Raw genomic sequence first — 24,411 nt, 5'->3', positions numbered from 1 at the left:
GGTCATTTTCCAACCTTCCATGCGATATCCTTTGGACCGGTGCCAACCGGGGATTGAATCGAGGCGAATTCGGGTTGGCTTTCTGAGTCTGATGGTGGGTCGGCCTTTTCGATTTTGACCTTGAGGTCGAACCAGGCGGCCTGTCCTGTTACAGGGTCAGAGTTGGCCCATCGCATACCGTCTCCCTTTGGCGGCAGGAGTTCGTGGATCAGGTGGTTCAACAGAAAGCCTTTGGTGGCTTCGGGGGCGTCGTCCTGTAGGGCCCAGGCGCCCTTGCGTTTGCCGATGGCGTTCCAGGTCCAGATTGTGTTGTCGTTGAGCGCGGCCATCTCCATGACTGGCACCGTGATTTCCCCGTGTGGAGAGCTGACTTTGGCCCAGTCGCCATCCTGCAGCCCGTGTTCGCGCATCAGTTTGGTTGGGACGTAAAGCGGGTTGCGCCCGTGGAGCTGGCGCAGCCAGGCGTTTTGAGTGCCCCAGCTGTGATACATCGCCATTGGGCGTTGGGTCAGGGCGTTGATGGTGTAGCCTTCGTTACCCTGTTGATCAGTTTCATACCAGATCGGCAGCGGGTCCATCTTGTCTTTGATCCGCTCGCGTAGGTGATCCGGCGGCTGGCGGTCGCCGTGCCCTTCAGCGGCAAGTTGGAACTTGCGCATTGGTTCAGAATACAATTGGAACAAGTAAGGTTGTGGGCTGTCATAAAGGCCCATGCCCACGGCCCAGTCCTGATAGGCCGCGTTCCATGGTTTGTAGTAATCGGCCCCTTCGGGGATATGAGCCACGTAGAAACCACCGTTTTCGATATAGCGGTTCAGCTGGTCGGGATTGACTTCTCCACGTCCTTCCTTGTCGCCATCTTCGCCCCGGAATCCCGCCAATGGGCCGATGCCGGGCTTGCGCTGGTGATTTACGATATAGTCTGCGTAGTCTTTCCACTTGGGCGTGCCGTCTTCATTGGTAAAGCCCGGCAGGCTCATCCGGTTGGCCAGTTCGATCAGTACGGATTGGAAGCCGCGCACATCGCGGTCAGGCTCGATCACCGGCCAGCGGATCGCATCGGCAGCGGCGTCCGCTTCGCAGATTGGACGATCCAGCAGAGAGATACAATCGTGCCGTTCCAGATAGGTTGTGTCAGGCAGGATCAGGTCGGCATAGGCCACCATTTCCGAAGAATAGGCATCGGAATAGATGATGTTCGGGATGACATATTTGCCGTCTTCTGTCTTGGCCGTGAGCATCTCCATCACACCTTTGGTGTTCATGGAGGAGTTCCACGACATATTCGCCATGTACATGAACAGCGTGTCGATCTTGTAGGGATCACCCGCGGCGGCATTTGAGATTACCATATGCATCAGCCCGTGGGCCGACATCGGATTTTCCCAGGTAAAGGCCTTGTCGATACGCTGGGGAGTGCCGCACTCGTCAAGCAGTAGGTCTTCGGGACCACGCGGGAAGCCCAGATGCGGGCCTTCCAGCGGGCGGCCCGGGCGACGGTCGCCATGCGGGGTTGGATGCGCCTCAACCGGTTTGGGGTAGGGCGGTTTGAAACGAAAGCCGCCGGGGACCTCGACCGTGCCCAGCAGAATTTGCAGCACATGCAGGGCGCGACAGGTCTGGAACCCGTTTGCATGGGCGGAAATTCCGCGCATGGCGTGGAAGCTGACGGGCCGACCTGTCATCTTGGAATGCGCTTCACCCCGGAAGTCGGTCCATTCATGATCCAGCTCGATCGCCTCATCAAAGGCAACGCGGGCAATCTCGGCGGCAATGGCGCGGATGCGTTTGGCTGGGATGCCACAACGGTCGGCCACGGCCTCGGGGGCGTGATCGTCGCTGAGGTATTTTTCAGCCATCAGATGGAAGACCGGGCGGTGCGTGACGCCGTCTTTGTCGTAGGTCGCCGACAGGTCCGGGCGCACGCCGGGTTTGTCAAAGGCGGTTGGCTTGCCGGTCACGCGGTCGATTACCAGCGGTTTGCCATCGGCATTGCGTAGGAACAGGCCCTTCTCTGGACCCTCGGTGGCATTCACCAGAACGGGCGCGTTGGTGTACCGGCTCAGATAGTCCAGATCGATCTTACCAGCCTTCATCAGCACGTGTATCAGCGACAGGATGAACAGACCGTCTGTGCCGGGCGTGATCCCGACCCAGTCGTCAGCCACCGCGTTATAGCCGGACCGGATCGGGTTCACCCCGATCACCCGCGCGCCGCGGGCCTTGATCTTGCCGATGCCCATCTTGATCGGGTTGCTGTCATGATCCTCGGCCACGCCAAACAGCATGAACAGCTTGGTGTGGTTCCAATCGGGCTGGCCAAACTCCCAGAAGGCGCCACCCATTGTGTAGATTCCACCAGCGGCCATATTGACCGAGCAGAAGCCACCATGGGCCGCATAGTTGGGTGTGCCGAAATTCTGTGCCCAGAAGCTGGTGAAGCTCTGGCTCTGGTCGCGGCCGGTGAAGAAGGCCAGTTTCTGTGGGGCCGTTTCGTGCAGTTCGTTCAGCCAACCTACGGCAGTGCTGATCGCCTCGTCCCATTCGATCTCGCGGAACTCACCCGAGCCGCGCGGACCAACCCGGCGCAAAGGCTTGCGCAGGCGCGATGGGGCGTTGACTTGCATGATCCCGGCCGAGCCTTTGGCACAGAGCACGCCTTTGTTCACCGGATGATCGCGGTTGCCTTCTATGTAAGCAACCTTGCCGTCCTTCATGTGCACGTTGATGCCGCATCGGCAAGCGCACATGTAACAGGTGGTCTTGCGGATCACGTCCGATACTTTTGGTGATGTCTCAAGGATCGGCTGCTGATGGGTCATTGGCGGGTCCTGTTGGTTGGCTCAGGAGGACTTTGTCACTTTCCTCATGCTTTGAGAATATTGTTCTGCGAACGATGTTTTGTCTGGGTCTATGTTCTGTTTGCCTGTAGCACGGTCACGGCGATCATCTGTGTTACATCTTCGGCGCTGCAGCCGCGGGACAGGTCATTGGCGGGTTTTGCTAACCCTTGCAAGACCGGGCCAATCGCGCTGTAGCCGCCCAGCCTTTGGGTGATCTTGTAGCTGATATTGCCCGCGTCGAGATTGGGGAAGATCATCACATTGGCCTGACCTGCCACAGATGATCCGGGGGATTTGCGATCCGCGACCGATGGCACAAAGGCTGCGTCGAATTGCAGCTCTCCATCAACGTCCAAGTCAGGAGCAGCACGGCGCAGTATGTCCGTACCCGCAACCACCTTATCGACATCCGAATGTCGGGCGCTGCCTTTGGTCGAAAAGCTGAGCATCGCAACCTTGGGGTCAACCTGCAGCAAGGTGCGTGCTGATGCAGCCGAGGCGATTGCGATTTTGCTCAGCTCGTCCGAGGTTGGATTAATGAGCAGCGCACAATCTGAATAAATCATTGCGCGCGCACCGGGTTGCGCGTTCTCAGGTGGGTACATCAAAAAGAAAGACGACACCATTCCGGCGTCAGGGGCCATGCCGATTACATGAATGGCCGCGCGGACGATGTCTCCGGTTGTGTGAACAGCACCGCCAACCGTACCGTTGGCCCGGCCAGTGCGTACCAGCATCGCCGCATAGACAGAGGGGGTTTTGACAGCCGCCTGCGCCTTCGTAAGGTCGACACCTTTGTGCTGGCGCAGCTCAAGATAGGTTTGGGCAAACTCCTCGGACAAGTCCGAGGTTGCAGGGTCGTGAACCGCGATACCGGTTGACGGAGCAGCGCCGTGGTCTTGCAACGCGGCTTCAACGTCGGCCCTAGGTCCAACCAGAATGATATCGGCCAGATCGGCCTGATGGGCGGCCAGCGCCCCCGCAACAACGCGGGGATCACTGCCTTCGCAGAGGGAAATCACAGGTCGGGTCGCCGGGACGTTCTGACGCAAAAGCTCGATGGGCGTTAGGGTCATACGTTCCGGCTCCGATCCGTGTCTGGCTTACTGTGCAGCCATGTCGCTGGCATCGATACCGGCAACTGCAACAGGCTTCTTCATCGCGTCGCGGCGGAAGGGCTCACCCAGTTCCTGGTTGATCATGGCTTCGATCAGGGTTGTGATGCCGTTCTTCTGATCCTCGATGGCCTGGTTCAGGGCGGCGGTCAGTTCGTCCTGCGTGCGGGCGACCACACCTTTCAGACCACAGGCCTGTGCAATACCGGCGTAAGACACTTGCGTGTCCAGTTCTGTGCCGACGAAGTTGTCGTCAAACCATAGGGTCGAATTCCGCTTTTCCGCACCCCACTGGTAGTTGCGGAAAACGATCTGAGTTACGGCGGGCCATTCCGAGCGGCCGATGGCCGTAAGTTCGTTCACCGCGATGCCAAAGGCACCGTCACCGGCAAAGCCAACAACGGGCACATCCGGTTGACCGATCTTAGCGCCGACGATGGCGGGCAGACCGTAACCACAGGGGCCGAACAGACCCGGTGCCAAATACTTGCGACCCTCGTCGAAATCTGGATAGGCATTGCCGATGGCGCAGTTGTTACCGATGTCGGAAGAGATGATTGCTTCGCGCGGAAGGGCCTGCTGGATCGCACGCCACGCCATGCGGGGGCTCATCCAATCCGGCTTTGCAGCACGGGCGCGCTCGTTCCAGGTGGTGCCTGGATCGTCATCTTCGTGATCCATGCTGGACAGTTGTTGCGCCCAAGTGGATTTCTTCTGGGCGATGTTCGCCTTGCGCGCGTCGCGGCCTTCGTCACCGGCGGTGTCGGACAGTTGCGCCAGTATCCCCTTGGCCACTTTGGCTGCATCACCCACGATGCCGACGCTGACTTTCTTGGTCAGGCCGATGCGGTCCGGGTTGATGTCGACCTGAATGATCTTGGCGTTTGCTGGCCAGTATTCCATGCCGTAACCGGGCAGGGTCGAGAACGGGTTCAAGCGTGTACCAAGGGCCAGAACAACGTCTGCGTCCTTGATCAGCTCCATCCCGGCCTTTGAGCCGTTATAGCCCAGCGGACCCGCAAACAGAGGGTGCTTGCCGGGGAAGGCGTCATTGTGCTGGTAGCCGACGCAAACCGGCGCATCCAGACGCTCGGCTAGTACCATCGACGCATCGATACCACCCTCGGACAGAACAACACCTGCGCCGTTCAGGATGACCGGGTTCTTGGCGTTCGACAGAATCTCAGCCGCTTTCGCCACCGAGTTTTCACCACCCGGGCTGCGTTCGAATTCGATAGGCTCGGGGATTTCGATATCCACGACCTGTGTCCAGAAGTCGCGCGGAATGTTCAACTGCGCCGGACCAGACAGACGCTTGGCCTGGCTGATGACTCGGGTCAGAACTTCGGCAACGCGGGACGGATCACGAACTTCTTCCTGATAGGCGACCATATCTTCGAACAGTTTCATCTGCTCGACTTCCTGGAAACCACCCTGACCGATGGTCTTGTTTGCCGCCTGAGGGGTGACCAGCAGAAGCGGGGTATGGTTCCAATAGGCGGTTTTGACGGCGGTGACGAAGTTGGTGATACCGGGGCCGTTCTGGGCGATCATCATCGACATCTTACCAGTGGCGCGGGTGTAGCCATCGGCCATCATACCGGCGCTGCCTTCATGGGCGCAGTCCCAGAACATGATCCCGGCTTTGGGGAACAAATCCGAGATCGGCATCATGGCCGAGCCGATGATCCCAAACGCATGTTCGATCCCATGCATCTGCAGGACCTTAACAAAAGCTTCTTCTGTGGTCATTTTCATGTGACTGATCTCCGGGCAGGTGAGGAATGGCCGGGCACGCTACCCCGCCGTTGCTATTGGTTTTGACCCATTGGGCAGGGTGGCGTTAGGTCCAGAACGCGGCGCGGATTAGGTCCAGTCGGCGATCAGCTGGTCCGGATCGCATCGGCGATCAGCTTTACCCCAGGCTCGATCCGATCTTGGGGAATGGAAGAATACCCGAGCCGGTAATAGTTCTGTGGCTGCTCTGGCCCCGAGAAGAAGGGCAGGCCGGGTTCGATATGTACGCTTTCTCCCTGCAGCTTTTGCGCAAGCCGGGTGGCGTCGACATTCTCTGGTGCTGACATCCACAGGGATGATCCGCCCATTATGCCCCGCCCGGCGACGGTCAAACCGTGGTGTTCGACGGCCTTGTCGAGCGTTTCCCGCCGATCTGCCAGTGCTTTGGACATGCGCCTGATCTGAGCGTCGTAGTGGCCCAGCGACAGGAAATAAGCCGCCGTCCGCTGGATATGTCCCGGCGGATGACGCAACACCATGGATCGCAGGGCGCGTGCTTCACGAATGAAGGGCTCGGACCCGACCATGTACCCCAATCGCAATCCGGGAAAGAGAGATTTCGAGAAGCTGCCCACATAGATTACGCGCCCATCCCGATCCATCGACTTCAGTGCCGGAGAGGGCGCGCCCAGAAAAGCCATCTCGAACTCGTAGTCATCTTCAACCACCATGGCGTCCAATTCGCGCGCGCGTTCCAGCAGTTTGTGCCGGCGCGCAATGGGCATGGTCGCGGTGGTCGGGCTTTGATGGCTGGGGGTTGTGAAGATCACATCGGTGTTTTCGGGCAACTGATCTGGGGGCAGGCCGTCCCGGTCGACGGGAAGGGCCGTAATATCGCAATCCCAATGGTCTAGCAGGTTGCGCAGCGAGTAATAGCATGGGTCTTCGATCACTGCGGTGCGATGGTGGGTAAGCAGCACGCGTGAGGCCAGCCATAGCGCGTTCTGCGCGCCCATGGTGATCAGAATCTCTTCGGGCCGGGCAGCAATGCCACGGCGGGGCAGGGTATGGCGGGCAATGAATTCCACCAGCAGCGGATCATCCTGATCCACGTAATCGGCGGTTAACGAGGCGAAGTCCTTATGCCCAAGCGCGCGAACAGCACAGAGCCGCCAGTTGGCATGATCGAATAAGGTTCGGTCGGCCTGCCCGTAAATGAATGGATAGCGGTAGTCGCGCCAATCAGCGGGCTTGGACAACAAATCCCCGCCTGAAAACCGACGGGCCAAGGCGCTGTTCCAATCAATGGTTTCTTCGTTGCGCTGAACAGGCGAATATTTTGGCGGTACCGGCGCATTCTCGGACACGTAGTATCCGGATCGGCCTTTCGCAGTCAGGTAGTCATTAGCCAGCAGTTCAGTATAGGCCAGCGTCACGGTGATGCGGCTGACACCCAGATGTGCGGCCAGTTTCCGGGACGATGGCAGTTTCTCTCCGACATGGAACCGACCTGACAGAATGCCTTCGGCGATCATCTGTTGGATCTGTGCTTGCAGGGTGCCTTGTCCATTGAGCTCTAGGAAGAATGTGTCGATCGAGATGGCCATAGGCGCTTATAGGCTGGACCTAAGGATAGGGCAATCTGGACTTACTTTATTTGCTGAAATTTCTGGCAATGGATTGACGGGCAGCTCGAATCAAACTAAATAACTAGAAAAATAGTTTAATGGAGAAGTCAGATGTGGGAAACCGCAGCAGCAGGATTCTCGGCCATGGGCTCCGAGGCCCGGCTACAGGTTCTGAAAACACTCGTCCGTGCGGGTGAGACTGGTTTGACGGTTGGTGAAATCCAGTCGCGTACCGGGATTGCACCATCGACGCTGGCCCATCACCTACGGTTTCTGGCTGCCGGTGGCGTGGTCGAGCAGGAAAAGATCGGACGCAGTACGATCAACCGCGCCTGCTTTGATGAGTTGAGAAATCTGGCAGAATTCATTCTCAGTGAATGCTGCGTGGATGAGGTAGGAAAGGCCGCAAACGATGGCTGAGTTAACACAAAATCCGAAACTGTCATCTAAGGCCGTGTTTGACCTGATCAAAACGCCTTGGGCACTGATCGTCGCCATATTGGCATTGGTGGCGATTCTGGACCCAGGTAACTGGGGCGAGGTTGTGACCTTTGCGGCCAAAGCGCTTGCACATACTGGTCAATACATCCTGTTCGCCGTTTTATTGCTCTCGTATCTCAAGGCTACAGGGGCCGAAGTTATGGTGGCGCGCGCCTTTGAAGGGCGCGAAACACGCATGATCTTTCTGGCGGCCCTGTTCGGTGGTCTCGCGCCGTTTTGTTCCTGCGAGGTTATTCCGTTCATTGCTGGTCTGTTGGCTTTGGGTGCCCCTTTGTCGGCAGTGATGGCGTTCTGGCTCAGCTCGCCGCTGATCGATCCGCCGACATTGCTGATTACGGCAAGCGCATTGGGTTGGCCCTTTGCCATTGGCAAGGCGGTGGCAGCCGTAGCGCTGGGCCTGTTCGGCGGTTTTGCCGTCCGCTTTCTGATGCGCAGCGGCGCGTTTTCCCAGCCGTTGCGGGAATACAAACCGGCGGGATGCTGCGGCTGCGGGCCCAAGATGGACGACAAGCCGGTCTGGAAGTTCTGGCAGGAACCCGAACGACGTCAGCGTTTCCGCGCCGAGTTTCTGCACAATGGTATCTTCCTGCTGAAATGGCTGGCGCTTGCCTACGTGCTTGAGGCGCTGCTGGTTAGCTACGTGCCTGCAGACCTGATTGCCCGCGTTGTTGGTGGCGAAGGTGTGCTGCCCATTGTGATCGCGGCACTGGTTGGCATGCCTGCTTACCTAAACTCTTATGTTGCACCGCCGCTTTTGGCGGGTTTGATGGAGCAAGGTATGACTGCAGGCGCTGCGATGTCGTTCATGGTCGCGGGTGCTGTGAGCTCGATCCCTGCGATGGCGGCGGTCTGGTCACTGGTGAAACCGCGTGTTTTTGCCACCTATCTGAGCCTCGGTGTTGGCGGTGCAATCGTCGCCGGGATCGTGTTCCAGGCCCTCTAAAGGGAACCGCCCGGCACAATGGCCGGGCGGTTTCAATTCCATTCAAGTCAGCTTGCGTCGCAGAACTTTGGCAGTTTGAAACGGTATCTGGGCTCTCCGCTGTCCACATAGATGCGTTTTTCGATACAGGCGCTGGTGCCAACCGTCTGAGAGATCGGGGCCTCGGTCGACGTGATCGAGGCCGCGGTACCATCCGGCAGCCGAACCGATGCAATCACGCCATTCCTGAGGTCACCATTGATCGCGGTGGCGGACAGGACCGGGACAGTCATGAACGAATGATGCTCGTGCTCGCCATCTCCGCCCAACAAGAACAGCGTGGATACGATTGCGAGCATCCCAACGCCCGCAGCCAGACCCAGGCCCCATGTCCTGAGGAACGCATAAATCGAAACGGCGTGGTGTGGGCCAAAAATGGCGGAAAGTACGCTAAGCATAAGGCTTCCGTTGGAAAGAAGGCCCCGGCCTGTTTAGACCGAGGCGGCCAACACATCAGGGGCGCTGATCGTCTTCTTCTTCTTCGTCCCCGCTGCCTTTGGGCAGGTTGAAGAAGCTGTCAGCATCCACGATCGGATCGCTGTCTTCCTTCTCGTCTTCCGGTTCGTCTGACAGAGAGAAGGTCTCCAGCCCCTCAATCGCCGTCGGGATTTTCGGCGCAGCGTCCATCTCAAGCGACTGCTCGGTCGAAACCAGCTTGCGACGTTCATCATCGCTCATGACGCCACCTTCGGCGGCCTTCTTCGCGGCGGCCTTTTGCACCACGGCATCCAGTTCGGACTGTTTGCACAGGCCCAGAGCAACCGGGTCGATAGGCTGCATGTTGGAGATATTCCAATGCGTGCGCTCGCGGATCGACTGGATGGTCGGCTTGGTGGTGCCAACCAGCTTGGCAATCTGTCCATCAGTAAGTTCGGGGTGGAACTTGACCAGCCACAGGATCGAGTTCGGACGGTCCTGACGCTTGGACAGCGGGGTGTAGCGCGGGCCGCGGCGCTTTTCCTCGCCCGTGGCCGAGGGGTTGAACTTGAGCTTCAGCTTGTGCAGCGGGTTGTTCTGCGCCGTGTCGATCTCTTCTTGGGTCAACTGGTTGTTGGCAATCGGGTCGAAGCCTTTCACGCCAGTGGCCACATCACCATCTGCGATGCCCTGTACTTCCAACTCGTGCATCCCTACGAAATCCGCGATCTGCTTGAAGCTGATCGTGGTGTTGTCCACCAGCCATACGGCGGTGGCCTTGGCCATAAGCGGTTTTGCCATCAGCCCGTCTCCTATACATACATCTGTCCCGTCGCCGGAATTCGGCGGCCCCGGGATTTTGGGGCAGGTTTCCGTTGTCGGGGAACTTGGCCCGTATATAGTCGCGCCAGTGCAAGAAGGGAAGAGGCGAATGCGCCAAGGGATTCTGGGCTTTGTTTTCGCGCTGCTGGGTGGTCTGGCTGCGCAGGCCGAGGGCGAGAAGGCGGGCGAATTTGACTACTATGTCCTCTCGCTCAGCTGGTCGCCCAACTGGTGCGCCCGCGAAGGGGACGCGCGCGGCTCGGATCAATGCGATGCGCGGCATGACCACGGCTGGATCTTGCACGGGCTCTGGCCGCAATTTCATCAAGGCTGGCCGTCTTATTGCCGCACGCCCGAGGCCCCGCCGTCGCGCAGCATGACCCGCGCGATGGAGGATATTCAGGGCAGTTCCGGCTTGGCCTGGCATCAGTGGAAAAAACACGGCACCTGTTCGGGCTTGTCGGCATCCGACTACTACGCTTTGTCACGCGAGGCCTATGGCCGTGTTGAACGCCCCGGTGTTTTTCGGCAACTGGACGCAACCGTGAAACTGCCTGCCGCAGTGGTCGAAGAGGCGTTTCTGAAGGCCAATCCCAAGCTTAAGCGCGACATGATCACGGTGACCTGCAAACAGGGGTACATCGAAGAGGTTCGCTTGTGCCTGTCCCGCGATCTGAACCCGGCCCCCTGCGGACGAGACGTGATACGAGATTGCAAGGCGACCGACGCGTTGTTTGATCCGATTCGCTAAAGCTCTTTGTTTTGGCACTCGCGCGCATATTCAAGCGCTTTGGCTGTGCCTGTCAGATCAATCGCCATGACCGGCTGACCCTCGGGGTTGAACACCGTCATCGTCTTGTTCTGGGCAATCGCTGTCACGAAGTCGCGGTCCGTGAAGAACACCGTCGCGCCTGGAACCCGATCTTGCTTGAACCCGATGGCGGTGGCGTCAAAGCTTTTGCCGTCCAACTCGAACCGGATCGGATAGCTTTGACCCGGTTCGATGTTGCCCCACGCCTTGTTGAACACAGTGAAATACCCGCGATTGTCCAGCGCGTCATATCCCAGCCGCACGACCGAGAGGTCCTGATACACGGTCTGGATCAGGCACCCATCGCCGAGCGCCGGGTCCATCATGATGTTCCAGCCTTCGACGAAGCCCTTGTCGATGAGGTCTTGTGCTAGGGCGGCGGTGGTGGTGAAAGCGGCGAAGGTGAGCGCGAGAAGGCGGGTCATGTTAGCTCCGAAATTCATAGGTAGTCCTTTCCTAATCTGAATCGGTCCTGCAAAAAGAAATTCCGGCAATTGGAATGCTTCAACATCCAATGGTCGATTTACTTGATATCAGCTCTGCTTGCTTCGTGGTTTCACTTCGGAATTGAAGGCTCTCATGTGACCTTTCTGCCGTGCAGCGGCGCGCCAGAGTTTCTTCCGCGCATCTTGGGGTTCGAGGTGGGTGTATGCACCGCCAGAGAACTTGGGCCAATCCAACGCCAACCCCTTTCTGACCAGCTCGGCGGCGACATCAGTTCCGTCAGGCAGAAGGCACTTGGCGACAACTCGGTCGAATGAAACTTCTTCCTTGATGATGGCGGTAACCACCTTACCCTTGCACATTGCTATTAAGGCGAATTTGGATTTCTTGCCCCAAGGGTGCTCTAGCTCCGGAGCATCTATGCCGGCAATCCTGATTTTCGTTCCACTTATTATGATCGTATCACCGTCGATCACGTGACATTTTCCCTTAAGAGTTGCGGTCGTAGGAAATTTCGACGGTTTGGACGGTTTAGAAACTCGTCTAGAGTTGTGTTTTGCCGCTGTCGGTGCCGTGTGTCGAAAAGGCACTACGTTGGTCTTTCGGTTTGAAGGTCCGAACAAAAAGCGCAGTAACGATCTCAGCATCTAAACCCTGATCTCAGAATAGATATTGCAATGCCACATATGCTAAATGACGAATGCTTCGTGTGTAAACCGCTAGTTCTCAATCCGAACATAATGCTCGTACAGCATTTAGAGCTCCTTCCGCGCCCGCAACGCGGCTGTAATCGTCCCGTCATCCAGATAGTCCAGCTCACCTCCAATCGGCACGCCCTGCGCCAGTGAGGTTAGGCGAACCTGACCCTCCAACTGATCCGCAATGTAGTGAGCGGTGGTTTGGCCGTCGACTGTGGCGTTCAGGGCCAGAATGACCTCGGTGACCTCTTCGGCTACAACGCGGTCTTTCAACCTCGGAATGCGCAATTCGTCCGGACCAACACCGTCCAGAGCAGACAATGTACCGCCTAGAACATGGTAGCGGCCTTTGAAGACTCCGGCGCGCTCCATCGCCCAGAGGTCCGAGACATCTTCGACCACGCAAAGCTCTCCGGTCGCGCGGGCCTCGTCATAGCAGATGTCACAGATATCGGTGGTGCCGACATTGCCGCAGTTCAGGCATTCGCGGGCGGTGGCAGCGACCTGTTGCATCGTGTCCGCCAAGGGCGTCAGCAACAGGGCGCGTTTGCGGATCAGGTGCAGCACAGCGCGACGGGCCGAACGCGGGCCGAGGCCCGGCAGCTTGGCCATCAGGTCGATCAGATTGTCGATGTCGCTGTTTGAGCTCACGGCCTGTCCTGTCTGGCGCCGGAGGAGGCCTCTGGCGAGTGTATTTGCGAAATGACCGAGATCAGAACGGCAGTTTGATGTCAGCGGGCAGGCCCATGCTTTCGGTCAACTTGGCCATTTCCGCCTGAGAGCGTTCGGTGGCTTTGGTCTGGGCGTCCTTGATGGCGGCCAGAATCAGGTCTTCGACCACTTCCTTGTCGTCGCCGTTGAAGATCGACGGATCGATATCCAACCCCTTGAGTTCGCCCTTGGCCGTGGCTGTTGCCTTGACAAGCCCGGCACCGGATTCACCAACCACCATGATGGTGTTCAGTTCTTCCTGCATATCAGTCATCTTGGTCTGCAGGTCCTGAGCTGATTTCATCATCTTGGCCATATCGCCCAGGCCGCCTAGTCCTTTGAGCATTCAGAGTCTCCTTAAGTGTGATCGCCTCAGGCGAATATAAGCAGTATAAAGTGCCATCCCAGCACATAGCGCAATTGCCAAGCCAATGAACAGGGTGGAATGGCCGACGCATCCTAGGTCCGCTGCCGTGCGACGCGGATCATACATCATATCGTCGACAAAAATATGAGTCGCCCAGATCATCCAGCCGATAGATGTCGCTAACGCGATCCAGAGATTTCCACGCCAGATTGCCAATACCGATAAGGCTAGCAAGACGAATGAAATCGGATTTGAGGCAAGCGCGGCTGCTTCGACCCATTCGCTAACCGTTTCGCCATTCCAAGATGGGTTATAGATTTCGCAAGCTTCTTGGTAGACCGCATCGATGTGTGCATAGTGCACCTATCAATCCTCCTCGAACGGGTCCCATTCGTCTTCCACCTCTGGCAGCGCTTCGGTTTCGACCTGAGCGGCGCGTTGTTCGGGGGTCTCGATCTTGGTGATCGTGGCTTTAGGGAACTGCGCAAGTACGGCCTGAACTAGAGGGTGTTCAGAGGCTTCTTCCTTAAGCGCAAGCTCGGCCTTGTCGCGAATTTCGGCTATAGTCGGCGCGTCGCCATCCGATACGATTGACACGGCCCAGCGGTTGCCCGTCCAGCGTTGCAAGGCCGAGCCAAGTCGCGGGGCCAGATCGGTCGGGGCCTGCGATGCAGGTGTGAACTCAATCCGACCAGGTTGGTACGAAACCAGGCGAACACCGTTTTCGACTTCGACCAGCAGTTTGACATCGCGGTTGGTCCGGATCAGTTCGACCACATGGTCAAAGGTTGGATACCGGGCAAGTGCCGCCTGCACATCCTGCGCCAGCGCCGCGACGGGCGCGCCGCCGGAACTGCGCGGTGTGGGCTGGTGGCCTGCGGTCATCGGACCGCGTGGTTCCACAGGGGCTGCGCCATTATTGTGGGTAGGTGCGCCCCCTCCTGGTCCACCCATGGGTGGAGGCGGTGCATCTTGAAGACGTTTGATCAACTCTTCCGGGCTGGGCAGATCGGCCACATGGGTCAAGCGGATCACAGCCATTTCGGCTGCCATCATCGCGTTTGGCGCAGCGGAGACCTCCTCAAGTGCTTTCAACAGCATCTGCCACATGCGGGTCAGCACGCGCATGGGTAGGGCTTCAGCCATTTGCTGGCCGCGCGCGCGTTCGTCAGGCGATACGGTTGGGTCCTCTGCTGCGTCCGGCGTGATTTTCACGACCGAGACCCAGTGGGTGATCTCAGCCAGATCGCGCAGCACGGCTAGCGGATCGGCGCCTTCGGCATATTGCGCGCTGAGTTCAGTCAGCGCGCCGGCGGCATCGCCCCGCAGGATCATGTCCATTAGGTCCAGAACCCGGCCACGATCCGCCAAGCCCAGCATCGCGCGCACTTGATCTGCCGTCGTCTCTCCGGCCCCGTGTGAGATCGCCTGATCCAGCAATGAGGTCGCGTCGCGGGCAGATCCCTCAGCAGCACGGGTGATCAGGGCCAACGCGTCCTCGGCAATCTCAGCACTTTCAGCCGAGGCGATCTTGCGAAGCAAGCCGATCATATCCTCGGGCTCGATCCGGCGTAGGTCGAAGCGCTGGCAGCGAGACAGAACCGTGACTGGAACTTTGCGAATCTCTGTGGTCGCAAAGATGAACTTCACATGGGCGGGTGGTTCCTCCAGCGTTTTGAGCAGCGCGTTGAAGGCGCTGGTCGAGAGCATGTGAACCTCGTCGATGATGTAAATCTTGTAACGGGCTGAGGCGGCGCGATAGCGGACACTGTCGATGATCTCGCGGATATCATTGACGCCCGTGCGGCTAGCGGCGTCCATCTCCATCACGTCGACATGACGACCTTCCATGATCGCAGTGCAGTGTTCGCAGACGCCGCAGGGTTCGGTGGTCGGGCCGCCATTGCCGTCCGCACCGATGCAGTTCATGCCTTTGGCGATGATCCGCGCCGTGGTGGTTTTACCCGTCCCACGAATGCCGGTCATGACAAAGGCTTGCGCGATCCGGTCAGCCTCGAACGCGTTTTTCAGAGTGCGTACCATTGCATCCTGACCCACCAGATCCGCAAAGGTTTCCGGGCGATATTTGCGGGCGAGAACCTGATAGGCGGGGCTGTCTGTTTCGGTCATGTCTGCTCTGGCGGATTCGGGACGTCGCCACAGCGTAGTGGCCGCCGCTGCTCGCGTCCACAGCAGGGTTCAGGAAATTTGGTTTGGAGCGAATCGGGATATGCGTAAACTGGGGTTTCAAATTTAAACAAACATTACTTTTGAACGGGCGCGGATTTGGGAGGAGGACTTTGATGTCTCAACTGGTGGTCTATGCCCTGCAGGTCGGGGGTGGCACGCTTGCGCTGACGTCGCTGCCGGGTCGTGGGGGCGACTATGCCGATGATCTGGACACGATATCAGATTGGAAACCCGGGCTTGTGATCTCGATGACGACGGAAGTTGAGATGCTTCAGGACGGGGCCCAAAGTTTTGGCAGTGACATTCAGGGGCGCGCCAGTCGGTGGGTACATCTGCCGGTTGAAGATTATGGAGTTCCTTCGTCCCAAATCGAGGATGAATGGGTTGCCGTCAGCGCGGCGGCGCGACATGCGCTGTCTGGGGGTGGCCGGGTACTGGTTCACTGCCGGGGTGGGTGCGGGCGATCAGGAATGGTTGTTCTGCGGCTGATGATCGAATGCGGTGAGCGTTTTGATCAGGCGTTGGCCCGATTGCGGGCGCTGCGTCCGTGCGCAGTGGAGACCGACGAGCAGATGAGATGGGCCACACGCGCGACCACCGACGTACTCGAACTGCGTTCGGGGTGATCGGTTACGTCTCTAAGGGTCTTGGGCAGGGGCGCTTGCGGTATCGTTGCAACTCTAGGCAGATGCATGGTGTTGCGCAGGTGGACGTTTGGTCAAGCAACCCTCGGGTTGACTCGAACAAGGTTTGCTGTGCTTTCTAAATCGGTAAACTGATCGGTTCAGAAATCACCCGAAGACGCGATGTTAGATACGCACGAGGCAGCGAAGGTTGAAGACTTTCGGTTTCTATCCGGATCCGCGATGCTGTCGGCGCGCTTGTATTGTCCCTTAGTCAAACCCGAAACAGTTGTTGTATTGAACGGTGCAACGGGCGTCCCACGCGACTATTATCAACACTTCGCAAGATGGCTGGCTGCAGAGCGCGGCATCGCCTGCTTGACCTATGACTACAACGATTTTGGCCATTCACGCACGGGGCGTTTGAAAGATTCAAAGGTCACGATGGCCGACTGGGCGTTAATCGATATGCCAGCGGCGCGGGCCGAGATGCGGCGGCGTTTTCCTGATGCCAACCAGTGGACAATTGGTCATTCGGTTGGCGGGATGTTGGGGCCGGTGCAGCCGGATATCGATACGATAGACCGCATGATCTGTGTCTGCTCAGGGCTGGTCACCTTGTCGGATCATCCTTGGCCTTACAAAGGACTGGCCTGGATGTTCTGGCATGGGCATGTGCCGTTGCTGGTCAAAGCGCTGGGGTATCTGCCGGGCAAGGCAATCGGGTTTGGGGCTGATCTGCCGGGTCCTGTCTACTGGCAATGGCGTAGGTGGTGCACTGCGCCGCACAACTATCTACCCGAGATGGGGCAAAACCTGCCACAAGCGCGCTGGGCGGAATCGGGTGTCTCGGTGGATCTGTTTACCAGCGATGATGATCAGACAGTTCCGCCTGAGGCGGTCTGGCGACTGGCCGATCTTTATGGCTCCAAGGCGCGACGCCATGTGTTGTCTGCACGTGATTTCGGGGTCAAGGAGATCGGTCATATCGGCGCGTTTGCGCGGCGTAACGCGGCCGTTTGGCCCCGGTTGATTGAGTAGGGGCGTCGATTGCGCGACGCTCTTGTTTTGCTCACCGACCTTTCAGGTGCTTTTGATCCTTCATGACCGACCGGACCATCTTTCCGAAGGCTTTATCGCGTGCGCGGGATTGGGCGATGGTTTCTGAATTCCTCTGATCCTCGCGCCGTAGCTTACGCCATCGGTCCAGCCGCGAAGGATCAAGCGTGCCATCGGTAATCGCAGCCTGCACGGTACATCCCGGTTCCTGATCATGCCGACAATCCGAGAACCGGCACCCTTGCGCAAGATCCAGAATGTCCGAGAAAACCTCGTCCACACCCTCTTGCGCATCGAGCAAACGCAACGCGCGCATGCCTGGGGTATCGATCAGCCAGCCTTTGTTCCGCATCAGATGCAGGGCACGGGCGGTTGTGGTATGACGTCCATGGGCGTCATCCTCGCGAATGCTTGCCGTTGCCTCTGCCTGACCCGTCATCCCATTGGCCAGCGTGGTTTTTCCAACGCCGGACGAGCCTACCAGAGCAGCCGTTTGTCCGGTGGGGCACCAGCTGAGGATTTTTTCTATATCCTCAGGGTCAAGCGCGTTGACGGTCAGAATGGTCAGGAACGGCCCAAGTTTTTGTGCCTGACGCTGAACTGCGTCGGGATCAGCACACAGGTCCGCTTTGGTCAGCACGATGACCGGATAGCACCCGGCCTGATTGGCAAGGGCCAAGTAACGCTCCAGCCGGGGCAGGTTGAAATCCGCATTGCAAGAGCTGACGATGAACAGCACATCCACATTTGCGGCGATCAGTTGCGCTTCGGCCCCAGTGCCAGCGGCACGCCGTTGCAGCAGGCTGCGCCGGTCGAGCAGGTGCTGAATGCGCTGATCCTGATCAGCAAGCACCCAGTCGCCCACTGCAAAGTCGCCGGTCGGACGACCGAGTGACACAAGTGGCGTTTCCCCCGCCGATGAAAGCCCGATCAGACGATCGCGGTGCACCGCGGAGATGCGATAGGGGGTAAGATTAGGGTAATCCACGCTTTGCGCGGCAAAATGAGAGGACCATCCAAGGTCCGAAAGTGTATGAGACATTGATCTGCCTATGTTCAGAAACAGCATAGCAACCAGATGGCAGACGCGCATCCGGCGGCGATGTGTTCAGGCAGTTGCGTAGATTGCGATCAGAACCGCGCTGCCTGAAGGGTTTTTGCTACACTCATAAAAGCCCTCCTGCGGCTTGTTGGTTGCTATTAGTGAGAGGTTGGACATCGACCCAAGCGGGGCTCGTTGTGGCTGCTTCCTTCCGGACCTGACCAGGTTGGCGAGGCGCTCGCCCGCGCCAACCTCTCAGGGCTTGATATAGGCAAACCCGGTGCAGATGGCAACCCGTCAGAGAGTTAACTGAATGCGTTCAAAACCTGTGGGATCAGGGGTCAGAACTTGTGGTTCAAATATGTTTAATTCCGCCAAATACTTTAGCGCGCCGGGCCCGGTGGTCAGGATCGCCTGCGCGCCGTCTTGGGGGGCAAGCGCAAAAGGATAGGGTGTCTGTGCCAGCGGATCGGCGGGCAGATCGCCGATCAAATAGTCGCGCAGGACCCTTTTGATATCCAATGGCGGTAAGTTGATGGCCTGCGCCTGATCGACGAATGGAAAATACCCACCTCCGCTGGCGCGATAGTTGTTCAGCGCCACGATGACCTCCTGCTCGGGCTGCAGATCAGACCCGTTAAAGCGCAGCTGGCGTATGCGCCGATAGTCTTGGCCCAGCAATTGCCCTTGGCGGTCAAACCGCGCAGGTTGTGACAGATCGATCTGATAGCTCAGCCCAAACAGCACATCAAAATTATGCCCTGCGCGGCTTGGATCAATCAGCTCGCATGCGGCATCGAATTGCAACTGATGAAAAACGCCAGCCGACATCTCAAGCCAGTCGAGAACCTGTGCACCGGTGACTCTGACGGCGCGCAGCTCATTGGGGAAAATATGCAGGTCGGCGATGTGGCGCAGGCAAACCTCACCTGCAGGAACGTCGGTATAGAAGCGAGGGCCAGATCGACCACCACACTTGTAAGGAGAGACGGCCGATAGCATTGGTAGATCTGCCAGTGCCGAGCCCGCTAGATATGGCCTGAGGCCTGCCGCCTGGGCCATTGCAACAAGTACAAGCCCCTGATCCGGGGCGCAAAAGCTGAAATAGCTGTGCAAGGGCTGCGAGATTCGGGTCACCGGTTCTGCCATCTCAGCGCGGGTTTTGGAATGGATTGGTGCAAAAAGCGTGACCAGTTCGGGGTTTTCCGGCACCTCGGTATCATCTGATGCCGTACTCACCGCATGCAGTTTTGCACTTTGCGCGATAACCGCCCAGCCCGTATCGGCTGAATGCGCCATATGCAGATCAATCTGCCCCAGATGTGAGCCTGCGGATCCGGCCATGACCACGGGTTTGCCATGGATCAACCCGGCGTCATGATCCACTTGGGGCATATTGCTATGGCTTGGACCGGGCAGCGTGAAATGCGTATGCCCTGCGATCAGGGCATCTATGCCCGTAAGACCTGCGAGCGCGATCACCGTATTCTCAGACCCGGGGGCTTCGTCTTCCTGCTCGATCCCTGAATGCGCCAATGCGATGATCAGATCGCATCCCGCCGATTTCAGGCTCTGCACCGCGCGTTTGGCCGTGTCGAGAATACCTTCGGCGGCGACCATTCCACTTAAGTGATGCGCTTCCCACTGGGTTGTCTGTGGCGGCAGAACAGAAAAAACTCCAATACGCAGCGGGATATCTTGCCCGTTCCATGAAACGGTACGGTCAAAGATCGTGTGGTCTTGCCAGCGTGTTTGGATGCCTTTGTTTGGGTGCAGATTGCTGCACAGTACCGGGCAGGGCGCGTCGGCAAGAATACGGTCTAGCGCGTCCAGTCCAAAGCCAAAGTCATGGTTGCCCAGACCTATCGCATCGTACTGCAAAGCGGCAAAGCCCTGCATCATCGGGTGGGTGTCGTGGTCTTGCACCGCCTGGTCACCAAGCGGTGTGCCCTGAAGCGCATCCCCATTGTCGAACAGCAGGACAACTGCATCACCTGCGGATTCACGCGCAGATTCGATTAGGCTGGCGGTTCGCGTTAACCCGACCGAAGCATCGGGCTGATCGGAGTAATAATCGAAACCGGTCAGATTCATGTGCAGATCGGTGGTCGCGAGAATACGAATTTTCACGTCTGCGCTTTCAGTCTGACCTGTACAAACTGGTCTTGTTTTCACTCTGAACTACTACTTTTGGGCGATAATATTATTCAAAATCAACATTTAGTAGATTTAATGCACATATATTTAGGCGTATCAACCACTGCATTGTCGCAGGGACAGGGGGGTGCCGAGAAATGGCATTGCAACATTCTGGTTGCCGTGGCAGCCCTGTCAGCAAAGCCCAAGGGACAATGAATGAAAAACGCAGAACTGGTGACCTTTGGTGGCTCGGGTCTGGATCGAGCCGCCGAGCTGCGATCTGACGCAGAACGGCTGCAACACGCGCAAGATGAAACAAAGGCGCGCTGCGTCCTGCTGTGGCGCGGAAAACTGCTGGTGCAGGGTGAGGCCCTGGATCAGCTTATCAGGCTTCCGATGTCACACCCCGTGATTCAAAACGGACCGGGCGGGATTGTCGCTGTCCCGATCTTTTTGGGTTTGGAAGAAGGGCGCGCCCCGATCTTTGCCTTTGACATCTCGGGCTGGACAGCCGAGGGCCAAGATCTGACTGGCCTTGATACTTTTGTTGATCGGTCGGAACAGCAACACCCCGACTTGCCCATGGGCACTGCGTTTGCTGAGCTACGCCGGATCATGACCCGGCTTTCAACCCGCGATGCCGAGCTGGCAGCAACCGCCAAGGCCGTTATTGGCTGGCACAAGACGCACAAGTTCTGCGCCCAATGCGGTGCGCCATCCCAGATCGCGCAGGCTGGGTGGCAACGCAGCTGCCCGTCTTGCGGGGCCCAGCATTTCCCACGCACCGACCCGGTTGTCATCATGCTAATCACCCATGGCGATGCGGTTCTGATGGGCCGGTCGCCCGGCTGGCCCGAAGGAATGTATTCGCTACTCGCGGGGTTTGTGGAGCCGGGCGAAACTCTGGAAGCCGCAGTGCGCCGCGAGGTGATGGAAGAAGCAGGTGTGCCGGTGGGCGCCGTCTCGTACCTGTCCAGCCAGCCGTGGCCATTTCCGTCATCGCTGATGTTTGGCTGCGCGGGTCAAGCACTATCGCGTGACATCAAGATTGACCCGGTTGAAATCGAAGACGCGCTTTGGGTCACCAAAACCGAAATGATGCAGGCCTTTGCCGGAGATCATCCCAAGCTGTTGCCCGCCCGGAAAGGTGCAATTGCGCATTTCCTTTTGAGAAACTGGCTTGCAGATACATTAGACTGACGGAAAACTATACAAAAAGCGTAGCAAAGGCCGAAATGCAGTTTTCAGCACGTGAAGATATTGAAGCCCCGATAAACTCGGTATTTGAGATGGTCGCCGATTTCGACCGGTTCGAGCGGATGGCGATGCGTCGCGGCGTAGACGTGCGGCGCGTGACGCAGGACGTCCCGCCTGCGGCGGGCACCACCTGGGACACCGAATTCAAACTGCGGGGCAAAGCACGCCAGATGACCGTTGTCATGACCGATTGTGAACGCCCGGCGCAGATGCGGTTCGAGGCCAACAGCAAGGGGATGGCAGGTGTCACGACGATTGATCTGCTTGCGCTGTCGCAGCGTCGGACTCGGTTGAGCGTGGATATGTCACTAAGCGCAAAATCCCTGCCCGCCCGGTTGCTGTTGCAATCAATGAAGCTGGGGCAAGCGCGGTTCCGCAAGCAATTTCAACTGCGGCTGGCTGAATTCGCGCGCGAGCTGGAGCAACGTTACAAGCACGGCTCATGATGTTGGTTGCTGCGGGCAGTTAGGGGCAGGGATTTGAGCGAAATCTTGTACAGACCTGCGCGAGAAGGTGACGCAGAGGGTATCGCAAGCGTCTTGCAGGACATCTTTGAGGCGGGAAAGCGCAAGGCGCCAGTAACAGCCGAGTTTGTTCTGGGTCACTATGTCACCCATCCTGACAGTGTTCGCTGCACGGTTGCCGTTGATCAAAGCGGGCAAATCGTTGGGTTTCAGTCGCTGAGATATGCGGCCAAAGACAACCCATATGATGTCGCGGTGGGTTGGGGCATCATAGGCACTCACATCCGGCCATCAGCCGCGCGACGCGGCATCGGGCGCGGATTGTTTGCCCAGACGTTGAACGCTGCCCGCGATTTCGGGCTGACATCAATCGACGCAACGATTGGTGCGGATAATCAAGACGGCCTTGCCTATTATGACGCGATGGGGTTCCGAACCTATCGACAGCTCGATGCTGGGGTGTCAAAAGCCTATACTCTGTTAGTCTGACACGCATGTCCCATATCATTGTCCTTCATGGTGCATCGAGCAGTGGCAAGAGCACAATCGCGCGCGCGCTTCAGAAGAAGATAGAACTGCCGTTCTGGCATATCTCGATTGACCATCTTCGGGATGCCGGGGTGCTGCCTTTGGATCGGTATCGCGCAGCAGAGTTTGATTGGCCCTCGGATCGGGCCGCATTCTTTGATGGGTTCCACAGGTCGGTGGCCGCTTATGCGGATGCGGGCAATCATCTGATCCTAGAGCATATCTTGGATACACCGGGTTGGGTCGAACAGCTGCAGTCCCTGTTCAGAGCTCATGATGTGCTGTTTGTCGCGGTCCACTGCCCATTGCCGGTGCTGACCGAGCGTGAGCGTCGACGAGGGGACCGCCCATTGGGCAGCGCCGCGCAGGATCAAGCCACGATCCACAACGGCAGGCGATACGATCTTGAGGTCACGTCGACCGATGGAACCGATCTATGCGTTGATGCCATACTCGCCACATGGTGCAGCGGTGAACGCCGGTCCGAGTTCTCGGACGCCAAAAACTAACTAAGAGTTGTTAGCCCCTGGGCCGGGCGGCTGGGTAGACCCCCAGAATCTCGACATTGGTCGTGAAGTGCTGCAGCTCATCCATCGCCAGTTGAACATTCCGGTCGTCCGGATGCCCCATGATATCGGCGTAGAACTGAGTCGCCGTGAACGAGCCATCAACCATATAGCTTTCCAGCTTGGTCATGTTGATCCCATTGGTCGCAAACCCGCCCATGGCCTTATAAAGAGCAGCGGGAATGTTGCGAACCTGAAAGACGAAACTGGTGATCATCTCATGGTCACCACGGCGGGAAGTATCAGCCTTAGGCGACATGACCAGAAACCGGGTTGTGTTGTCACCGTGGTCCTCGATATGGCGCGCCAGTACGTCCAGGCCATAGATTTCGGCCGCCAGTTCACTGGCCAATGCGGCCGAATGCGGATCGTTAGCCTCAGAGATTTCACGTGCGGCGCGGGCGTTGTCGGGGCTGACTCGGCCACGAATACCATGTTCGCGCAGGAAAGTGGCGCATTGAGGCAGCAAAACCAGATGGGAATGTGCCTCGGTCACATCTTCCAGTCTGGCGCCGGGGACACCAAGCAGATTGATGTGAACGCGCACATAAGCTTCGTCAATGATGTGCAGGCCGCTATGGGGCAAAAGCCGGTGAATGTCAGCCACGCGCCCATAGGTGGTGTTTTCGACCGGTAGCATAGCCAGATCGGCCTGGCCCGAGCGAACCGATTCGATCACATCCTCAAAGGTGCGACAGGGCAGCGCCTCCATCTCCGGCCGCGCATTGCGGCAGGCCTCGTGACTATAGGCACCGGGTTCCCCTTGAAAAGCAATGCGATTGGTCATTTGGTCGATTCCGTGCAACAAGTTCTTGAATTGGGCGTTTAGTCGCGGTGTCTATACCTTGCCTCTCGTCAGGGGAAGCCTTAGACACCTGCGCAGACAGCTGAAATGGACACGCGATCAATGTTCGACACGATGACAGTTACCAAGGCCTCAGCAGGCCTGTTCGGCACTTTCCTGGTGCTTCTCCTGGCCAAATGGGGTGCGGATATCCTGTATTCGCCCGGTGGTCATGGCGAGGCGGAAGCCGCTTACATTATCGAAACCGAAAGTGCGGGCGAAAGCGCGAATGGCGAAGAAGTGGTCTTTGAGGACCTGCTGGCCGCCGCTGATCCCGAAAAGGGCGCACGTGTCTTCCGGAAGTGTACTGCGTGTCACAAGCTGGAAGACGGGGCAAATGGCACGGGCCCGTATCTGTACGCAATTGTTGACCGTCCTGTTGCAACGGCCAAAGGGTTCACCGGCTATTCGGCGGCGATGCAGGCACATGGCGGTAACTGGACGCCAGAAGCCCTGGATGCCTTCCTTGAGCGCCCAAGCGCCTATATCTCGGGTACATCCATGAGCTTTGCTGGTCTCAGAAAGCCAGAAGAACGCGCCGATCTGATTGCCTATCTGCAAACCATCGGCAATTGATCCTTAACAGATCAAAAACTCGTGAAAGCCGCTGCATTTTGCAGCGG

The 24,411-nt window shown here is 58.0% G+C and carries 25 protein-coding genes and 1 other RNA gene; 10 read left to right on the top strand and 16 right to left on the bottom strand.

Going from position 1 to position 24,411, the window contains the following annotated elements; genetic code table 11:
* Window positions 1–2: 2 nt before the first annotated feature.
* From ACR0DH_RS16135 to pdxR, 4 genes are all read right to left on the bottom strand, one after another.
* Complete coding sequence (locus ACR0DH_RS16135; RefSeq protein ID WP_480550778.1) at window positions 3–2,822, bottom strand: molybdopterin oxidoreductase family protein; 2,820 nt, start codon at window positions 2,820–2,822, stop codon at window positions 3–5.
* Between the two features lie 89 nt (window positions 2,823–2,911).
* A complete protein-coding gene (pta, locus tag ACR0DH_RS16130; RefSeq protein ID WP_480550780.1) occupies window positions 2,912–3,919 on the bottom strand; it encodes a phosphate acetyltransferase in 1,008 nt (335 codons plus the stop codon).
* 27 nt (window positions 3,920–3,946) lie between these two features.
* A complete protein-coding gene (gene xsc, locus ACR0DH_RS16125; protein WP_480550782.1) occupies window positions 3,947–5,716 on the bottom strand; it encodes a sulfoacetaldehyde acetyltransferase in 1,770 nt (589 codons plus the stop codon).
* Window positions 5,717–5,841: 125 nt separating this feature from the next.
* Window positions 5,842–7,302, bottom strand: coding sequence for a MocR-like pyridoxine biosynthesis transcription factor PdxR (gene pdxR, locus ACR0DH_RS16120; RefSeq protein ID WP_480550784.1), 1,461 nt, complete (start codon window positions 7,300–7,302; stop codon window positions 5,842–5,844).
* A gap of 132 nt (window positions 7,303–7,434) precedes the next feature.
* On the opposite strand from pdxR, the gene ACR0DH_RS16115 reads away from it, so the two are divergent.
* Window positions 7,435–7,743, top strand: a complete 309-nt coding sequence (locus ACR0DH_RS16115) for an ArsR/SmtB family transcription factor (RefSeq protein ID WP_480550786.1) — start codon at window positions 7,435–7,437, stop codon at window positions 7,741–7,743.
* Window positions 7,736–8,767 (top strand): permease, encoded by a 1,032-nt coding sequence (locus ACR0DH_RS16110; RefSeq protein WP_480550788.1) that lies wholly within the window; start codon window positions 7,736–7,738, stop codon window positions 8,765–8,767. The genes ACR0DH_RS16115 and ACR0DH_RS16110 overlap by 8 nt, the downstream gene beginning before the upstream one ends.
* 47 nt (window positions 8,768–8,814) lie before the next feature.
* On the opposite strand, the gene ACR0DH_RS16105 is transcribed toward ACR0DH_RS16110, so the two are convergent.
* Window positions 8,815–9,204: a hypothetical protein gene (locus tag ACR0DH_RS16105; RefSeq protein ID WP_480550790.1), complete on the bottom strand. Its 390-nt coding sequence runs from the start codon at window positions 9,202–9,204 to the stop codon at window positions 8,815–8,817.
* A gap of 55 nt (window positions 9,205–9,259) precedes the next feature.
* Window positions 9,260–10,024 carry a DUF1013 domain-containing protein gene (locus ACR0DH_RS16100; RefSeq protein WP_480550792.1) on the bottom strand — a complete coding sequence of 255 codons (765 nt, stop codon included), beginning with the start codon at window positions 10,022–10,024 and terminating at the stop codon, window positions 9,260–9,262.
* Window positions 10,025–10,154: 130 nt separating this feature from the next.
* On the opposite strand from ACR0DH_RS16100, the gene ACR0DH_RS16095 reads away from it, so the two are divergent.
* Complete coding sequence (locus ACR0DH_RS16095) at window positions 10,155–10,796, top strand: ribonuclease T2 family protein (protein WP_480550794.1); 642 nt, start codon at window positions 10,155–10,157, stop codon at window positions 10,794–10,796.
* Here ACR0DH_RS16095 and ACR0DH_RS16090 read toward each other — a convergent pair.
* The 6 genes from ACR0DH_RS16090 to ACR0DH_RS16065 all read right to left on the bottom strand — a co-directional run bounded on the left by ACR0DH_RS16090 (window position 10,793) and on the right by ACR0DH_RS16065 (window position 15,206).
* Window positions 10,793–11,281 (bottom strand): hypothetical protein, encoded by a 489-nt coding sequence (locus ACR0DH_RS16090; RefSeq protein WP_480550796.1) that lies wholly within the window; start codon window positions 11,279–11,281, stop codon window positions 10,793–10,795. The genes ACR0DH_RS16095 and ACR0DH_RS16090 overlap by 4 nt on opposite strands.
* 108 nt (window positions 11,282–11,389) lie before the next feature.
* Window positions 11,390–11,776 (bottom strand): thermonuclease family protein, encoded by a 387-nt coding sequence (locus tag ACR0DH_RS16085; RefSeq protein WP_480550798.1) that lies wholly within the window; start codon window positions 11,774–11,776, stop codon window positions 11,390–11,392.
* A 279-nt stretch (window positions 11,777–12,055) separates the two neighbouring features.
* Window positions 12,056–12,649, bottom strand: a complete 594-nt coding sequence (recR, locus tag ACR0DH_RS16080) for a recombination mediator RecR (RefSeq protein ID WP_480550800.1) — start codon at window positions 12,647–12,649, stop codon at window positions 12,056–12,058.
* A 61-nt stretch (window positions 12,650–12,710) separates the two neighbouring features.
* Window positions 12,711–13,055 carry a YbaB/EbfC family nucleoid-associated protein gene (locus ACR0DH_RS16075; protein ID WP_353009142.1) on the bottom strand — a complete coding sequence of 115 codons (345 nt, stop codon included), beginning with the start codon at window positions 13,053–13,055 and terminating at the stop codon, window positions 12,711–12,713.
* A complete protein-coding gene (locus ACR0DH_RS16070; RefSeq protein ID WP_480550802.1) occupies window positions 13,056–13,439 on the bottom strand; it encodes a hypothetical protein in 384 nt (127 codons plus the stop codon).
* Between the two features lie 3 nt (window positions 13,440–13,442).
* Window positions 13,443–15,206 (bottom strand): DNA polymerase III subunit gamma/tau, encoded by a 1,764-nt coding sequence (locus tag ACR0DH_RS16065; protein WP_480550804.1) that lies wholly within the window; start codon window positions 15,204–15,206, stop codon window positions 13,443–13,445.
* 173 nt (window positions 15,207–15,379) lie between these two features.
* Here ACR0DH_RS16065 and ACR0DH_RS16060 point away from each other — a divergent pair, with 173 nt between their 5' ends.
* Both ACR0DH_RS16060 and ACR0DH_RS16055 read left to right on the top strand, forming a co-directional pair.
* Window positions 15,380–15,892 carry a protein-tyrosine phosphatase family protein gene (locus tag ACR0DH_RS16060; protein ID WP_480550806.1) on the top strand — a complete coding sequence of 171 codons (513 nt, stop codon included), beginning with the start codon at window positions 15,380–15,382 and terminating at the stop codon, window positions 15,890–15,892.
* A 180-nt stretch (window positions 15,893–16,072) separates the two neighbouring features.
* Complete coding sequence (locus tag ACR0DH_RS16055) at window positions 16,073–16,930, top strand: alpha/beta hydrolase family protein (protein ID WP_480550808.1); 858 nt, start codon at window positions 16,073–16,075, stop codon at window positions 16,928–16,930.
* A 31-nt stretch (window positions 16,931–16,961) separates the two neighbouring features.
* Here the strand turns inward: ACR0DH_RS16055 and rsgA are convergent, their stop codons facing one another.
* The 3 genes from rsgA to ACR0DH_RS16040 form a co-directional block, all read right to left on the bottom strand.
* Entirely contained in the window at window positions 16,962–17,990 is a 1,029-nt protein-coding gene (gene rsgA / locus ACR0DH_RS16050) for a ribosome small subunit-dependent GTPase A (RefSeq protein ID WP_480550810.1), read from the bottom strand.
* 159 nt (window positions 17,991–18,149) lie between these two features.
* An RNA gene (ffs, locus tag ACR0DH_RS16045) (signal recognition particle sRNA small type) lies at window positions 18,150–18,248 on the bottom strand.
* Window positions 18,249–18,287: 39 nt separating this feature from the next.
* Complete coding sequence (locus ACR0DH_RS16040; RefSeq protein WP_480550812.1) at window positions 18,288–20,165, bottom strand: bifunctional 2',3'-cyclic-nucleotide 2'-phosphodiesterase/3'-nucleotidase; 1,878 nt, start codon at window positions 20,163–20,165, stop codon at window positions 18,288–18,290.
* A 180-nt stretch (window positions 20,166–20,345) separates the two neighbouring features.
* Between ACR0DH_RS16040 and nudC the strand changes: the two genes are divergently transcribed.
* Genes nudC through ACR0DH_RS16020 form a run of 4 tightly spaced genes read left to right on the top strand, consistent with a single transcriptional unit; the run spans window position 20,346 to window position 22,887 of the window.
* Window positions 20,346–21,329, top strand: a complete 984-nt coding sequence (nudC, locus tag ACR0DH_RS16035; RefSeq protein ID WP_480550814.1) for an NAD(+) diphosphatase — start codon at window positions 20,346–20,348, stop codon at window positions 21,327–21,329.
* A 35-nt stretch (window positions 21,330–21,364) separates the two neighbouring features.
* The gene (locus ACR0DH_RS16030) at window positions 21,365–21,832 is read left to right on the top strand and encodes an SRPBCC family protein (RefSeq protein ID WP_480545472.1); all 468 of its coding nucleotides are present in this window, start codon (window positions 21,365–21,367) and stop codon (window positions 21,830–21,832) included.
* Window positions 21,833–21,865: 33 nt separating this feature from the next.
* Window positions 21,866–22,339, top strand: a complete 474-nt coding sequence (locus tag ACR0DH_RS16025; RefSeq protein ID WP_480550816.1) for an N-acetyltransferase family protein — start codon at window positions 21,866–21,868, stop codon at window positions 22,337–22,339.
* 5 nt (window positions 22,340–22,344) lie between these two features.
* Window positions 22,345–22,887, top strand: a complete 543-nt coding sequence (locus ACR0DH_RS16020; RefSeq protein WP_480545468.1) for a chloramphenicol phosphotransferase CPT family protein — start codon at window positions 22,345–22,347, stop codon at window positions 22,885–22,887.
* 10 nt (window positions 22,888–22,897) lie between these two features.
* Here ACR0DH_RS16020 and ACR0DH_RS16015 read toward each other — a convergent pair whose 3' ends face one another.
* Window positions 22,898–23,731: a prephenate dehydratase gene (locus tag ACR0DH_RS16015; protein WP_480550818.1), complete on the bottom strand. Its 834-nt coding sequence runs from the start codon at window positions 23,729–23,731 to the stop codon at window positions 22,898–22,900.
* Between the two features lie 120 nt (window positions 23,732–23,851).
* On the opposite strand from ACR0DH_RS16015, the gene ACR0DH_RS16010 reads away from it, so the two are divergent.
* Window positions 23,852–24,364 carry a c-type cytochrome gene (locus ACR0DH_RS16010; RefSeq protein ID WP_170534527.1) on the top strand — a complete coding sequence of 171 codons (513 nt, stop codon included), beginning with the start codon at window positions 23,852–23,854 and terminating at the stop codon, window positions 24,362–24,364.
* The last annotated feature ends 47 nt before the right edge of the window (window positions 24,365–24,411 follow it).

The sequence above is a fragment of the Ruegeria sp. I1 genome, from assembly GCF_056532675.1.
Note: the sequence above shows the minus strand (reverse complement) of the source record. Positions and strands in the feature narration are given on the sequence as shown.

Excerpts from the sequence above, each read along its gene's own strand:
- ACR0DH_RS16135 (WP_480550778.1), bottom strand. The coding sequence starts at position 2,822 with ATGACCCATCAGCAGCCGATCCTTGAGACATCACCAAAAGTATCGGAC.
- pta (WP_480550780.1), bottom strand. The coding sequence starts at position 3,919 with ATGACCCTAACGCCCATCGAGCTTTTGCGTCAGAACGTCCCGGCGACC.
- xsc (WP_480550782.1), bottom strand. The coding sequence starts at position 5,716 with ATGAAAATGACCACAGAAGAAGCTTTTGTTAAGGTCCTGCAGATGCAT.
- pdxR (WP_480550784.1), bottom strand. The coding sequence starts at position 7,302 with ATGGCCATCTCGATCGACACATTCTTCCTAGAGCTCAATGGACAAGGC.
- ACR0DH_RS16115 (WP_480550786.1), top strand. The coding sequence starts at position 7,435 with ATGTGGGAAACCGCAGCAGCAGGATTCTCGGCCATGGGCTCCGAGGCC.
- ACR0DH_RS16110 (WP_480550788.1), top strand. The coding sequence starts at position 7,736 with ATGGCTGAGTTAACACAAAATCCGAAACTGTCATCTAAGGCCGTGTTT.
- ACR0DH_RS16105 (WP_480550790.1), bottom strand. The coding sequence starts at position 9,204 with ATGCTTAGCGTACTTTCCGCCATTTTTGGCCCACACCACGCCGTTTCG.
- ACR0DH_RS16100 (WP_480550792.1), bottom strand. The coding sequence starts at position 10,024 with ATGGCAAAACCGCTTATGGCCAAGGCCACCGCCGTATGGCTGGTGGAC.
- ACR0DH_RS16095 (WP_480550794.1), top strand. The coding sequence starts at position 10,155 with ATGCGCCAAGGGATTCTGGGCTTTGTTTTCGCGCTGCTGGGTGGTCTG.
- ACR0DH_RS16090 (WP_480550796.1), bottom strand. The coding sequence starts at position 11,281 with ATGACCCGCCTTCTCGCGCTCACCTTCGCCGCTTTCACCACCACCGCC.
- ACR0DH_RS16075 (WP_353009142.1), bottom strand. The coding sequence starts at position 13,055 with ATGCTCAAAGGACTAGGCGGCCTGGGCGATATGGCCAAGATGATGAAA.
- ACR0DH_RS16065 (WP_480550804.1), bottom strand. The coding sequence starts at position 15,206 with ATGACCGAAACAGACAGCCCCGCCTATCAGGTTCTCGCCCGCAAATAT.
- ACR0DH_RS16060 (WP_480550806.1), top strand. The coding sequence starts at position 15,380 with ATGTCTCAACTGGTGGTCTATGCCCTGCAGGTCGGGGGTGGCACGCTT.
- ACR0DH_RS16055 (WP_480550808.1), top strand. The coding sequence starts at position 16,073 with ATGTTAGATACGCACGAGGCAGCGAAGGTTGAAGACTTTCGGTTTCTA.
- rsgA (WP_480550810.1), bottom strand. The coding sequence starts at position 17,990 with ATGTCTCATACACTTTCGGACCTTGGATGGTCCTCTCATTTTGCCGCG.
- nudC (WP_480550814.1), top strand. The coding sequence starts at position 20,346 with ATGAAAAACGCAGAACTGGTGACCTTTGGTGGCTCGGGTCTGGATCGA.
- ACR0DH_RS16030 (WP_480545472.1), top strand. The coding sequence starts at position 21,365 with ATGCAGTTTTCAGCACGTGAAGATATTGAAGCCCCGATAAACTCGGTA.
- ACR0DH_RS16020 (WP_480545468.1), top strand. The coding sequence starts at position 22,345 with ATGTCCCATATCATTGTCCTTCATGGTGCATCGAGCAGTGGCAAGAGC.
- ACR0DH_RS16015 (WP_480550818.1), bottom strand. The coding sequence starts at position 23,731 with ATGACCAATCGCATTGCTTTTCAAGGGGAACCCGGTGCCTATAGTCAC.
- ACR0DH_RS16010 (WP_170534527.1), top strand. The coding sequence starts at position 23,852 with ATGTTCGACACGATGACAGTTACCAAGGCCTCAGCAGGCCTGTTCGGC.